Source organism: Kitasatospora sp. NPDC088264, assembly GCF_040685715.1.
Taxonomy (GTDB): domain Bacteria; phylum Actinomycetota; class Actinomycetes; order Streptomycetales; family Streptomycetaceae; genus Kitasatospora.
This window is the reverse complement of the sequence record NZ_JBFBIR010000060.1, coordinates 1-13,124: the sequence shown is the minus strand read 5'-3', so window position 1 is coordinate 13,124 and position 13,124 is coordinate 1. Positions and strand designations below refer to the sequence as shown.

Annotated in this window: 11 protein-coding genes and 1 rRNA gene; 6 read left to right on the top strand and 6 right to left on the bottom strand. The window is 74.6% G+C overall.

All coding sequences use genetic code 11. The features are described from left to right. Nucleotides 1–13: 13 nt before the first annotated feature. Nucleotides 14–733 (top strand): phosphoribosyltransferase family protein, encoded by a 720-nt coding sequence (locus tag AB0O82_RS31610; protein WP_363587334.1) that lies wholly within the window; start codon nucleotides 14–16, stop codon nucleotides 731–733. Nucleotides 734–794: 61 nt separating this feature from the next. Here the strand turns inward: AB0O82_RS31610 and AB0O82_RS31605 are convergent, their stop codons facing one another. The 3 genes from AB0O82_RS31605 to mtrA form a co-directional block, all read right to left on the bottom strand. After that, nucleotides 795–2,660, bottom strand: coding sequence for an LpqB family beta-propeller domain-containing protein (locus tag AB0O82_RS31605; RefSeq protein ID WP_363587332.1), 1,866 nt, complete (start codon nucleotides 2,658–2,660; stop codon nucleotides 795–797). Beyond that, nucleotides 2,635–4,623: an MtrAB system histidine kinase MtrB gene (gene mtrB, locus AB0O82_RS31600; RefSeq protein WP_363587372.1), complete on the bottom strand. Its 1,989-nt coding sequence runs from the start codon at nucleotides 4,621–4,623 to the stop codon at nucleotides 2,635–2,637. Before mtrB ends, AB0O82_RS31605 begins: the two co-directional genes overlap by 26 nt. A 118-nt stretch (nucleotides 4,624–4,741) precedes the next feature. Beyond that, the gene (gene mtrA / locus AB0O82_RS31595; protein ID WP_030247322.1) at nucleotides 4,742–5,419 is read right to left on the bottom strand and encodes an MtrAB system response regulator MtrA; all 678 of its coding nucleotides are present in this window, start codon (nucleotides 5,417–5,419) and stop codon (nucleotides 4,742–4,744) included. A gap of 288 nt (nucleotides 5,420–5,707) precedes the next feature. Here mtrA and AB0O82_RS31590 point away from each other — a divergent pair, with 288 nt between their 5' ends. The 5 genes from AB0O82_RS31590 (at nucleotide 5,708) to AB0O82_RS31570 (ending at nucleotide 11,138) form a co-directional block, all read left to right on the top strand. Continuing rightward, nucleotides 5,708–6,883, top strand: a complete 1,176-nt coding sequence (locus AB0O82_RS31590) for a hypothetical protein (protein ID WP_363587330.1) — start codon at nucleotides 5,708–5,710, stop codon at nucleotides 6,881–6,883. Between the two features lie 5 nt (nucleotides 6,884–6,888). Then, entirely contained in the window at nucleotides 6,889–7,548 is a 660-nt protein-coding gene (locus AB0O82_RS31585) for a DUF4129 domain-containing protein (RefSeq protein ID WP_363587328.1), read from the top strand. Then, complete coding sequence (locus AB0O82_RS31580) at nucleotides 7,545–8,777, top strand: DUF4350 domain-containing protein (RefSeq protein WP_363587326.1); 1,233 nt, start codon at nucleotides 7,545–7,547, stop codon at nucleotides 8,775–8,777. Before AB0O82_RS31585 ends, AB0O82_RS31580 begins: the two co-directional genes overlap by 4 nt. Nucleotides 8,778–8,878: 101 nt before the next feature. Beyond that, entirely contained in the window at nucleotides 8,879–9,799 is a 921-nt protein-coding gene (locus tag AB0O82_RS31575; RefSeq protein ID WP_363587370.1) for a MoxR family ATPase, read from the top strand. Between the two features lie 28 nt (nucleotides 9,800–9,827). Further along, entirely contained in the window at nucleotides 9,828–11,138 is a 1,311-nt protein-coding gene (locus tag AB0O82_RS31570; protein ID WP_363587324.1) for a DUF58 domain-containing protein, read from the top strand. Between the two features lie 125 nt (nucleotides 11,139–11,263). Here AB0O82_RS31570 and AB0O82_RS31565 read toward each other — a convergent pair whose 3' ends face one another. From AB0O82_RS31565 to rrf, 3 genes are all read right to left on the bottom strand, one after another. After that, entirely contained in the window at nucleotides 11,264–12,409 is a 1,146-nt protein-coding gene (locus AB0O82_RS31565) for a DUF6596 domain-containing protein (protein WP_363587368.1), read from the bottom strand. An 8-nt stretch (nucleotides 12,410–12,417) separates the two neighbouring features. Next, nucleotides 12,418–12,825 (bottom strand): YciI family protein, encoded by a 408-nt coding sequence (locus AB0O82_RS31560; protein ID WP_063351357.1) that lies wholly within the window; start codon nucleotides 12,823–12,825, stop codon nucleotides 12,418–12,420. A 194-nt stretch (nucleotides 12,826–13,019) separates the two neighbouring features. Continuing rightward, nucleotides 13,020–13,124 (bottom strand): 5S ribosomal RNA (gene rrf / locus AB0O82_RS31555); the annotation flags it as partial.

Here is a 13,124-nt window from a genome sequence, read left to right as displayed (position 1 = left end):
GCCAGGAGCAGCCGTGCCACCACCCCCCGCCCCCACCCGTCCGCCGTCCGCCCAAGGGCCGTTCGGCCACGCACTGGCCGGACTGCTGGATGTCCTGGTCCCGGCCCGCTGCGCCGGCTGCGGCGCCGAGCGCACCCAGCTCTGCCCGGCCTGCCGGCACGCGCTGGCCGCCACCCGGCCCGGCCCCACGCCGCTGCCCTGGGCGCACGCCGCCGCGCCGTACGCCGACCCCGTCCGGCAGTTGCTGCTCGCCCACAAGGAGCGCGGCGCGCTGCGGCTGGCGGGCCCGCTCGGCGAGGCGCTCGGCCGGGCCGTCCGCTCCGCCCTGGGGCCGCGTGCCGCTGCCGCGCCGCTGCTGCTGGTCCCGATGCCCTCGGCCCGCTCCGCCGTCCGCGCCCGTGGCCACGACCCGACGCTGCGGCTGGCCGGGGCCGCCGCCCGCTCGCTGCGCCGGTGCGGCCTGGACGCCCGGGCCGAGCCGCTGCTGCGGCACGCCCGCCCGGTCGCCGACCAGGCCGGGCTGAGCGCGGCCGAGCGCCACCGCAACCTGCACGGCGCGCTCACCGTGCTGCCGCGCGCCCGGCGCGACCTGCTGGGCCGTCAGCCGGTCCTGGTGGACGACCTGGTGACCACCGGTGCCAGCCTCGCCGAGGCGGCCCGGGCACTGGCGGACGCCGGACTGCCCGCCCGGGCGGGCGCCGCGGTCGCCGCCACCGCGCACCGGCCCGGCTGAGGCACCGGGCGGCCCGACATGGCGTCAGGGATCGGAACGTCAGAGCGTGATCGGCGGGTTCCTAGCCCGCGTAGAAGAAGGACCCGGCCTTGTCGGCCAACTGGACCTCGCGCCACTGACTGCCGATCAGCCGGTAGATCGCGCCTCCGGCCGCCGCGAGCACCGACGGCGCCTGGGCCAGGACGTTGCCCCGGGACTCGGAGGCCGAGACGGTGAGCATGTTCTCGGCCTGCAGCGTGGTGTCGGCGCTCTGCGTGCCGTCGGTGCCGATGTAGTACAGCTGCTTGATCCGGTCGGCCTCCTTGCCGAGCACCAGCAGCTGGTCGGCCTCCGCCCAGGAGACCGAGGCGACGTCGGTGAGCGAGGGGGCCGCCCGGCGCAGGCCGGTGATCCGCGCGGTCGGCGCCTCCGGGGTACCGCCGTGCACCACCAGGCCGAAGTACAGCGAGCGGCTGGGCACGCCCGCGGTCTTGACCACCAGGGCGGCCCGGGCGCCGTCCGAGGAGATCTTCAGGGCCTGCACGGTCTGCCCGTCCAGCCCCTCGACCGCGACGGGGTACGTCCGGTTGCCGCGGACCATCACCACCCGCGGGCCCTGCGGGTTGCGGTCCACCACCCAGAGGTCGCCTCGGCCGTCCCAGCTGGGCGAGGCGAGGCCGTCCTCCTTGTCGGCGGTCTTCACCGGCGAGGTGAGCACCGGGTCGGGCAGCGCCACCGCGCTGTCCGCCAGCGGCACCGAGTAGAGCTGGTGGCCGTCCCCGCTGATCGCGGCGGCCCGGGAGCCGTCCCGGTTGACGGCCATGGTGCCGAGCGGCGCCTTGCCGGCCGGCTGCGGCTTGCCGAGGACGCCGCGCACCGGCTCGCCGTTGCGCTGCTCGTCGGTGACCATCAGGAGGCCGTTGTCGGCGCGCTGGTAGTACTGCTGCGCGGGCAGCGGCCCGGCCAGGGCGCCGGGGCCGGTGGCCGGCAGGTCGTTGCGGCTGGCGAAGCAGTTGCCCCGCTGGCCCTTGAGTTCAAGCCGTTCGACCTGTCCCTTGCCCTGGTCGGCGAGGGTGTAGAAGAGCTGGGTCGCCATCCGCCGGCAGGACACCGGTTCGCTGACGTCCGCCCCGCCGAGCTGCACGTGGGCGATCCGGCCGTCGTCGACGCTCACCCGGTCGACGCTGACGCCGCTCGGGAAGGACGTCCGGGCGACCGGCGCGAGCCAGGTCGAGGGCCCGGCGACCAGGGCCTTGGCAGCGGCGGTCAGCGGGTCTGTCCGGCGCCGCAGGTAGATCGGGTCGGGGATCAGGACCTGCTGGCCGGCGCTCCCGGTGACGGTCGAGGACGGGTCCGGCGTGGTGTAGAAGTACCGGTCGACCTGGCGGTAGCTGTTGTTGAAGTTGGTCTCGTTCATGATCACGCCGGTCGGCAGCTTGTCGATCCGCCACTCGCCGTCCTTCTCCCGGACGAGGGTGAAGTCGGCCGAGACGTCCCGCTGCCCCTCGGCCAGGTACGAGTGCTTCTCGTCGATCCTGGCGATCAGCGACCCGGTCACCGTCGCGGAGACGCTGGTGTCGGTGTCGGCGATCTCCTGGCCGGCCGGGAGGTTCGGGGTGGCGGCGGAGAGCACCTGGATGCCGGCGTCCGGGTTCCAGTGCGCGGAGGCGTTCTCGGTGAGGTACTGGCGCGCGGTCTCGTACCCCTCGTCTGCGGTCACCGCGTCCAGGAACCCGGTCAGCAGGGCGCGCGGCTTGGCGCCCTTGGCCGGCGCCACCGGGTAGACCTTGGCCTGCAGGTTCTTGTCGGCCGCCCCCTGCGACAGCTCCACCCGGGAGATGCCGCCGGAGTCCGGCATGGCCGCGCAGCCGCTCGCCACCAGGGCGCCGAGCACCACGCCGGCCACCGCCGTGAACCGCGGCTCAGTCCTGCTGCTCGTCCTTCGCACGCTGCGACCCCTCCAGGTCCGTCCCGCCCGTCCCATCCGTCACGTCCGGCTCCGCCGTCCGCTGTGCCACCGACGGCCGTCCGGGCGTCGGGTCCACCATCACCTGGGCGCCGGTGGCACCGTACCCGCTCCCCGCCGTCCGGACGTCCGAGGGGTCCGCGCGCGGCCCTTCGGGCAGCCGGCGCTTGCCCAGGTCGGGGCCGATGTTCAGCACCCCGCCGAGCCCGCTGCCGAAGCCGTTGACGGGCCCCTCCGGCGTCTCCGCCTGCTCCTCGGCCGCGGTCATCGCGGTCGCGCCGGGCGGGCTGATCGCCCGCCGGTACGGCACGCCGTAGGTGCCCAGGCCCCGGTTGTTGCGGGAGTCCTCCGGCTCCAGCCGGAACGGCGCCCGGCTGATCTCGCCGCCCCGGGTGCGCGGCAGGGTGAGCCGGAAGTGCGAGCCGCCGCCGGGCTCGCCCCAGGCCTGCAGCCAGCCGCCGTGCAGGTGCGCGTCCTCGACCGCGATGGACAGGCCGAGGCCGGTGCCGCCGGTGGTCCGCACCCGGGACGGGTCGGCCCGCCAGAAGCGGTGGAACACCCGGGACGCCTCGCCCGGCTTGAGGCCGATGCCGTAGTCGCGCACGCCGACCGCGACCGCGCCGTCGGCCGAGCCCAGCCGCACCACCACGTCGCGTCCCTCGCCGTGTTCCAGGGCGTTGACCACCAGGTTGCGCAGGATGCGCTCGATCCGGCGGGAGTCCACCTCGGCGACGACCGGCTCGCCGTCGCCGCGGATCACCACCGCACTGCCCTTGGCCTGGGCCAGCGGGTCGGCGGCCTCCACCACCCGGGCGACGATGTCGCGCAGGTCGACCGGCTCGCCGTCCAGGATCGCGGCGCCGGCGTCGAAGCGGCTGATCTCCAGCAGGTCGGCGAGCAGCGACTCGAAGCGGTCCAGCTGGCCCTGCAACAGCTCCGCCGAGCGGGCCGCCATCGGGTCCAGGTCCTCGCGGCTGTCGTAGATGAGGTCCGCGGCCATCCGGACCGTGGTCAGCGGGGTGCGCAGCTCGTGCGAGACGTCCGAGACGAAGCGCCGCTGCACCCGGGACAGCTCCTCCAACTGGCGGATCTGGGCCTGGAGGGCATTGGCCATCCGGTTGAACGACTCGCCGAGGCGGGCGATGTCATCCGTGCCGGTGACCTTCATCCGCTCTTCCAGGTGCCCGTCGGCGAGCCGCTCGGAGATGCCGGCGGCCATCCGGACCGGGGTGACCACCTGGCGCACCACGACCCAGGCGATGCCGCCCATCAGGATCACCACGAACACGCCGGCGGTCGCCAGGGTGCCGGTGATCAGGTCGAGGGTGTCGGTCTCCTGGCCGAAGGAGAACACGTAGAACATCTGGTAGCTGTTGCCGGCCGGGCCGGTGAACTGCATGCCGAGGGCCAGCCCGGGCTCGGTCCGCTCGTCGGCCCGGTGGATCCGGGCCGGCTGGTCGAACATCTGGCCGGGCTCGGAGTGGACCCTGTCCCGCAGGGTGTCGGGGACGCTGCTGGGCAGGATGTCGCCCGAGAAGCGCGGCGCGAAGCCGTTCTCCGGGACGATGGCGTCGGTGCCGGCGGCCATCGCGATCACCGAGTAGACGGTCTGCCCGCTCGCGGCCAGGTCGTTGACCTGCCGCAGCAGCCAGGTGCCGGTCTCCTCGATGGTGGGGTCGGGCGTGGCGCCGACCCGCAGCCGCTGGTCCTTCGCCTCGTCGATCTTCTTCAGTTCCGCCTGGAACCCGATCCTGGCCTGCTCGCGGGCGGCCGCCATCTTGGTGCCGAGCAGGCCGGTGCGCACCTGCGCCATCACGACCACGCCGAGCACCAGGACGACCGCGATGGACGCGAGCAGCGAGACCGCCACCACGCGCAGCTGGATCGACCGGCGGTACAGCGCCGTCACCCGGCGCGCGGGCCGACGCAGCTGACGGGTCAGCAGCGCGAACGCGGCCGCCCGGCGCCGACGGCGGGTGGTCGAACTCAGCACGGACCCGCGAACCGCGTCGGCCCCGTCGGTCGCGGAACCCGACGGGGCTTCGTCAGCCAGGTGCGTCACGTCAGCTGGGTCCGGCCTTGTAGCCGACGCCACGGACGGTCACCACGATCTCGGGGCGCTCCGGGTCCTTCTCGATCTTGGACCGCAGGCGCTGCACGTGGACGTTGACCAGGCGGGTGTCCGCCGCGTGCCGGTAACCCCAGACCTGCTCCAGCAGCACCTCACGGGTGAACACCTGCCAGGGCTTGCGGGCCAGCGCGACCAGCAGGTCGAACTCCAGCGGGGTCAGCGGGATGCCCCGGCCGTCCCGCTTCACCGAGTGGCCGGCCACGTCGATCACCAGGTCGCCGATGGTCAGCTGCTCGGGCGTCGGCTCCTCGGCACGGCGCAGCCGGGCACGCACCCGGGCCACCAGCTCCTTGGGCTTGAACGGCTTGGTGACGTAGTCGTCGGCACCCGACTCCAGGCCCACCACGACGTCGACCGTGTCGGTCTTCGCGGTCAGCATGACGATCGGAATACCGGACTCCGCCCGGATCTGCCGGCAGACGTCGATACCGTCCCGACCGGGCAGCATCAGGTCGAGCAGGACCAGGTCGGGCTTGGTCTCCCGGAACGCAGCTAGCGCCCTGTCCCCATCCGCGACGAAAAACGGCTCAAAACCCTCACCACGCAGCACGATACCGAGCATCTCGGCCAGTGCGGAGTCGTCATCAACGACGAGGACGCGTCCCTTCATGCGTCCATCCTCTCATTACCGGATTGTGACCTGCCGCACAGCAGTGCCAATGCTCCACAACGGCCAACTCCCCCCACCGGTTAATTCCGGCCATACCGGGCGAATGTGCCCGGCTGGAACGTCTTCGAACGGCCCGCGGCCCACCGCCCGACCACCGGAAGGCCCCCGTTTCCGATCAGCGGCCGGATACCCATGGGGCCTTCCCAGACCCCATGGCACGATGGGCGCTGCGCGCGGGCGAAAGATCCGCCCGGAACCGCGCCCGTGACGCCCCTCCGAGGAGCAGTGATGACCGACACTCCGGGCTGGGCCTCGCCCGGCTCGCCCGAGCCGCCCCGCGACGACGCCCGGCCCCCGGCCGACGCGCCCGCCGCCGTGCCCGGGCCGTCGGCACCACCGCAGGGCGCCCCCGCCCCGGCCCCTGGCTGGAGCGGTCAGCAGGCCCGGCCCGACTGGAGCCGGCCCGCACCGGGCGGCCACCACCCCTACGGCTGGGGCGCTCCGCAGAGCCCCAAGCCCGGCGTCATCCCGCTGCGCCCGCTCGGACTCGGCGAACTCCTCGACGGCTCCGTCGCCACCATCCGCAAGCACTGGCGGACGACCCTCGCCCTCTCCCTCGGCATCGCCGTCGTCGAGCAGGCCGGCAACGTCGCCGCCCAGCTGCTGGTCAAGGGCAAGACCGGCCCCGCCACCCAGGTGACGACCATGCTGGCCTCGATGCCGCTGACGGTGCTGCTCGGCGTGGTCGCCACCGCGCTGCTCACCATGGTCGTCAGCCGCGCCGTCCTCGGGCAGTCCGCGAACGCCGGGGACGCCTGGCGCGACGCCCGCCGCCGGCTGCCGCAGTTGCTCGGGCTGACCCTGCTCACCGGCCTGATGTCCGGCGGTGTGGTCCTGCTCGGCTTCAGCCCCTGGTACTTCTACGCCTCCGGCTCGGCGGGCGCCCCCGAGACGGAGGCCCTGCTGTTCCTCGTCGGCATCCTGACCATCCCGGTCGGGTTCTGGCTGTGGATCCGGTTCAGCCTGGCCGCCCCCGCCCTGATGCTGGAGAAGCAGGGTGTGCGGACCGCGCTGTCCCGCTCCCGGCGGCTGACCCTCGGCTCCTGGTGGCGCATCTTCGGCATCTCGCTGCTCGGCGAGGTGCTGACCTTCATCGTCGCCATGGTCATCGCGATCCCGTTCCGCTTCGCCGGACTCGTCCTCGGCTTCAGCGACCTCGACCGCCAGGTCGACCTCAGCTCGGCCCACGAGCCCACCGCGATGCTGATCACCACCGCGATCGCCGGCATCATCGCCGCCACCCTCACCATCCCCTTCCGGGCCGCCCTCGGCGTCCTCATCTACGTCGACCAGCGGATCCGCCGCGAGGCCCTGGACATCGAACTCGCCCGCGCCGCCGGCCTCGCCGAGTCCGGCGCCACCGGCTGGGGCGACCAGGCCGGCCGACCCCCCGCGAGGCGCTGACCCGGATGCCTACCTGGGGGGACAGGCTCCTCGTCGCGGGCGGCGCCCCGGTCACCGTCCCGCGTGACCCGGCCCGCGACGCCGCCCGCGACGAGCTGCTCAACGCCGAGTACCACAAGCACGACCCGAGCGTCCTGGAACGGGTCATGACCTGGCTCAACGACCACATCACCGACGCGCTCGACAGCATCTCCGGCAACGGCACCAGCGGCACCACCGGCCTGGTGCTCTTCCTGATCGTCGCCCTGCTGATCGGTGCCGCCCTCTGGTGGCGCCTCGGCGCGCCACGGCGCGCGGCCCGCACCGTCCTCGACGTCTACGGCGTCGAAGGACCGCGCGGCGCCGGCCAGTACCGGGCCGACGCCGAACGGCACGCCGCCGCCGGGCACTGGAACGAGGCCGTCCGCGCACAGATGCGAGCCCTGGTCCGGGCCCTGGAGGAACGCACCCTGCTCGACGTCCGCCCCGGCCGCACCGCCGACGAGGCCGCCACCGAGGCCGGCCGGGCCCTGCCCGACCACGCCGCCGCCCTGGCCGCCGCCGCCCTCACCTTCGACGACATCGCCTACGGCGAGCGCACCGCCGACCAGGCCGCGTACCAGCTGCTGCGCGAGCTCGACCGGACCCTGGAACGCGCCCGCCCGGCCCTGGGAGGAGCGGCATGACCAGCACCGCCCCCGCGCCGCCCGCGCCGCAGCCGCCCGCCACCCCTGCCCCCGGCGGGCCGGCCACGACCAGCCTCGCCCCCACCGGCCGCGGCCTCTGGCGCCGGGCCCGCTGGTACCTGCTCGTCCTCGCCGTCCTGCTGATCGGCGCCACCGCCGTGGCCGCCCTCGGCCAGGACCGCCGCTACCCGCCGCTCGACCCGCGCTCCTACGACCAGGACGGCAGCCACGCCGTCCTCGCGCTGCTCGAACACCAGGGCCTCAAGACCGACCTCACCACCGACCTCACCGGCCACCCGGGCGGCGCCGACACTCTCGTCCTGCCCGAGCCAGACCTGCTCGGCCCCGCCGAACTGCGCGCCGTCGCCGCAGCCCGGCACAGCCGGCTCGTCCTCGTCGCCCCCGGTCCGGCCGCGCTCAGCGCCCTGGCCCCCGGCATCCGCCCCTCCGACGAGGACGGCGGGCCCTCCTACGCCTCCGTCCGCAGCACCACCGCACAGTGCCCGCTCACCGAGGCCGTGCGGGCCGGCAGCGCCGAGATCGGCGGAATGCTCTACACCAGCGGCAGCCGCGGCGCCGGCTGCTACCCGCGCGGCCACGGCTACCCGCTGGTCAGCGCCCCGACCGCCGGCGGCGACGTCATCGTGCTCGGCACCGGCGCCTTCCTCCACAACGAGCAGCTCGCCAAGGACGGCAACGCCGCCCTCGCCCTCGGCCTGCTCGGCTCCCAGCCCCGCCTCACCTGGCACCTGCCCGACTACAGCGCCCCGCTCGCCCAGGGCACCCGGGACAAGACCTTCGGCGACTACATCCCGGACGGCTGGCGCTGGGCCGGCTACCAGCTCGCCGTCGCCGCCGTCCTGACCGCCCTCTGGCGCGGCCGCCGACTCGGCCCCGTGATCAGCGAGAACCTGCCCGTGGTGGTCCGCGCCGCCGAGACCACCGAGGGCCGCGCCCGGCTCTACCGCCGCGCCAAGGCCCGCGGCCGCGCCGCCGAGGCCCTGCGCCGGGCCGCCGCGCACCGCCTCGCCCCGGCCCTGGGCGTCCCGCTCCACGCCGGCGCGCCCGACCCCGACACCCTCTGCGCGGCCGTGGCCGACCGCCTCCCCGAGCAGCCCGCCGGCGACGTCCGGGCCCTCCTCTTCGGCCCGCCCCCGACCGACGACACCGCACTGCTGCGGCTCGCCGACGACCTCGACGCCCTCGAAAGGCAGGTACGGAACCCGTGACCGAACAGGCCACCGCCACCCCGTCCAGCACCCCCGGCGCGGCGGCTGCCACCCCGGGCACCCCCGACACCGCCGCCGACCCGCGCGCCGCACTCACCGCCCTGCGCGCCGAGATCGGCAAGGCCGTGGTCGGCCAGGACGCCGCCGTCACCGGCCTCGTCGTCGCCCTGCTCTGCGGCGGCCACGTCCTGCTGGAGGGCGTCCCCGGCGTCGCCAAGACCCTGCTGGTCCGCACCCTGTCCACCGCGCTCAACCTGGACACCAAGCGCATCCAGTTCACCCCCGACCTGATGCCCGGCGACGTCACCGGCTCCCTCGTCTACGACGCCCGGACCGCCGAGTTCTCCTTCCAGCCCGGCCCGGTCTTCACCAACCTGCTGCTCGCCGACGAGATCAACCGCACCCCGCCGAAGACCCAGGCCGCCCTGCTGGAGGCCATGGAGGAGCACCAGGTCACCGTCGACGGCGTGCCGCGCGCGCTGCCCGTCCCGTTCCTGGTCGCCGCGACCCAGAACCCGGTCGAGTACGAGGGCACCTACCCGCTGCCCGAGGCCCAGCTGGACCGCTTCCTGCTCAAGCTGGTCCTGCCGCTGCCCGACCGGGACCAGGAGTTCCAGGTCCTGTCCCGGCACGCCGCCGGCTTCGACCCCCGCGACCTCGCCGCCGCCGGCGTCCGCCCGGTCGCCGGGCCCGCGCACCTCGCCGCCGCCCGCGAGCAGATCGCCAAGCTGACCGTCTCCCCCGAGATCCTCGCGTACATCGTCGACCTCTGCCGGGCCACCCGGCAGTCCCCGTCGCTGTCCATCGGCGTCTCGCCGCGCGGTGCCACCGCCCTGCTGGCCGCCTCCCGCGCCTGGGCCTGGCTCGCCGGCCGCGACTACGTCACCCCCGACGACGTCAAGGCCCTGGCCCTGCCCACCCTGCGGCACCGCGTCGCGCTGCGCGCCGAGGCCGAGATGGAGGGCGTCACCGCCGACTCCGTCATCCAGGCCGTCCTCGCCCAGACGCCCGCCCCCCGCTGAACCGCCCGTTCCCGAAGGAGCGCACCGCATGGCCCTCACCGGGCGAACCGCCCTGCTCGCCGCGCTCGGCACGCTCGTCGTGGGCCTGTTGCTGCCGTCCTGGGCCGGGATCGGCCTCGTCACCGGCGCCGTGCTGCTCGCCGCCGCGATCGACCTGGTGCTCGCCGCCCCCGTCCGCGGTCTGGAACTCGGCCGGGGCGGCGACACCACCGTCCGGCTCGGCGAACCCGCCTCCGTCGAACTGACCGTCACCAACCCCTCCGGGCGGCCCCTCCGGGCCCGGATCCGCGACGCCTGGGCCCCGTCCGCCTGGCGGCCGGGCACCGCCGAGGCCGCCTCCCGACACACCCTGCACGTCCCCGCCGGCGAGCGGCGCCGGGCCGTCACCGTGCTCACCCCGACCCGCCGCGGCGACCACCACGCCCGACGGGTGACGGTCCGTTCGCTCGGGCCGCTCGGCCTGGCCGGCCGCCAGGGCTCGCACCACCTGCCCTGGACAGTCCGAGCCCTGCCCCCGTTCAACAGCCGCAAGCACCTGCCCTCCCGGCTCGCGCGGCTGCGCGAACTCGACGGCCGCACCTCGGTCCTGACCCGCGGCCAGGGCACCGAGTTCGACTCCCTGCGCGAGTACCTGCCCGGCGACGACGTCCGCTCCATCGACTGGCGGGCCAGCGCCCGCCGCAACACCGTCGCCGTCCGCACCTGGCGCCCCGAACGCGACCGGCACATCCTCGTCGTCCTCGACACCGGCCGCACCTCCGCCGGCCGGGTCGGCGACGCGCCCCGCCTCGACGCCGCCCTCGACGCCGCCCTGCTGCTCACCGCCCTCGCCACCCGCGCCGGCGACCGGGTCGACCTGCTCGCCCACGACGCCCGCAAGCGCGCCGCGGTCGCCGGCAGCTCGCCCAGCGAGATCCTGCCGGCCTTCACCAACGCGATGGCCTCCCTCCAACCGGCCCTGCACGAGACCGACATGCGCTCACTGGTCTCCACCGCCCTCAAGATGGCACCGCACCGCTCGCTGATCGTCCTGCTCACCGGCCTCGACACGGCCCCGGTCGAAGACGGCCTGCGCCCGCTGCTGCCGCTGCTCACCAAGCGCCACGAGGTGGTCCTGGCCTGCGTCGCCGACCCCCACCTGGACGCCCTCGCCGCCGGCCGCGGCACCCTGGAAGCCGTCTACGGCGCCGCCGCCGCCGAACAGACCCGCGCCGACCGCCGCGCCACCGCCGACCTCCTCACCCGCCACGGCGTCACCGTCCTCGACGCCTCCCCCGCCCAGCTCGCCCCCGCCCTCGCCGACACCTACCTCGCGCTCAAGGCCGCCGGCCGCCTCTGAGCCTCGCCCGTACGGGCGGTCCCGCCTCTTGGTCCCGTTCCTTGGTCCCGTTCCTTGGTCACGTCGTACGGTCTCGTCCCTTCAACGGGCAGTCCGTGGTGACGCCGCGCCTCCTGCCTGGTCCGTCAGCGAGGCCGACGGGCGTTCAGCCGGGCGGCCTGGCGCATGAGGTGGTCGCGCTCGGCGAGGTTGGGGGCCTGGTGGGCCGCCTCGACATACAGCCGGGCCGCCGTCTCCAAGTCACCGTCGCGCTCGTGGAGGTACGCCGCCACTGCCGTGTGGCGGGGCAGCGAACCGTCCAGCTCCCCGAGCGCCGCCAGCCCGGCGCGCGGCCCGTCGGCCTCACCGACGGCCACCGCGCGGTTGAGCCGGACGACCGGGCTCTCGGTCAGGCGGGCGAGCTCGTCGTACCACTCGACGATCTGCACCCAGTCGGTCTCCCCGGCGGTGGGCGCGTCGGCGTGGAGTGCCGCGATGGCGGCCTGGGCCTGGAACTCGCCCAGCCGGTCGCGGCCGAGGGCCGCTTGCAGGATCCCGACGCCCTCGGCGATCAACCCGGTGTCCCACCGGCCGCGGTCCTGCTCGGCGAGCGGCACCAGGCTCCCGTCGGACGCGGTCCGGGTCCCGCGCCGGGCATGGTGGAGCAGCATCAGGGCGAGCAGCCCCGCCACCTCGGGGTGGTCGATCACCTCCGCGAGCTGCCGGGTCAGCCGGATGGCCTCGGCGGCGAGGTCGACGTCCCCGGAGTAGCCCTCGTTGAAGACCAGGTAGAGGACGCGCAGCACGGTGGCGACATCGCCGGGCCGGTCGAATCGCACCCCCGAGACGGTCCGCTTGGCCCGGCTGATGCGCTGCGCCATGGTCGCCTCGGGCACCAGGTAGGCCTGGGCGATCTGGCGGGTGGTCAGCCCGCCCACGGCGCGCAACGTGAGCGCGACCGCCGACGACGGCGTCAACGACGGGTGCGCGCACAGGAAGTAGAGCTGGAGCGTGTCGTCCACCGCGGACGCGGGCCCCGGCTCCGGTTCCCCGTCGACCCGGTCCTCGCGCCGGCGGCGGGCCGCGTCCGCCCGGGCCGCGTCGAGGAACCGGCGCCAGGCCACGGTGACCAGCCACCCCTTGGGGTCCCGCGGCGGACCTGCCGACCAGACGCGGACCGCCTCGACCAGCGCGTCCTGCACGGCATCCTCGGCCGCCGCGAAGTCGGCTCCGCGGCGGACGAGGATACCGAGCACGCTCGGCGCGAGGCTCCGGAGCAGGACTCCGTCCACCGGCGAGGTCACTCGGTGACGGTGGGCGGCGCGGCCAGGAACGGACGCAGCTCCAGCCACTCGTGGATCGGCCGCCCGCCCGCCCCGGGAGCGGCCGACAGCTCCCCGGCCAGCTCGACGGCGCGCTCGTAGCTGTCGACGTCGATCACCATCCAGCCGGCGATCAGGTCCTTGGTCTCGGCGAACGGGCCGTCGGTCACCGGCGGGCGCCCCTCGCCGTCGTACCGGACGAAGGTCCCCTCGGGAGCGAGCGCCTGGCCGTCGACGAACTCGCCGGTCTTCTCCAGCCGGTCCGCGAAGTCCTGCATGTACCGCACGTGCGCCGAGATCTCCTCGGGCGTCCATCGGTCCATGGGCACGTTGTTGACCGGAGCCGGGGCGCCTCGGTAGTGCTTGAGCAGCAGGTACTTGGCCATGATGTTCTCCTCGGTGCTGGTGCGACCCATTGTGGCCGCGTTCACCCCGGGGACGGAGCCAGCCACGGGTTCTCGACATGGCCGGCCGAACTTTTTTGAACTTTCGTGAGGGACCCTGGTGAGGTGCTCCTGTGGGCCGGAAACGCAAAGAACCCCCATCCGGTTTCCCGGATGGGGGTTCTCTGTGAATGATTGTTCGGCGGCGTCCTACTCTCCCACAGGGTCCCCCCTGCAGTACCATCGGCGCTGTAAGGCTTAGCTTCCGGGTTCGGAATGTAACCGGGCGTTTCCCTCACGCT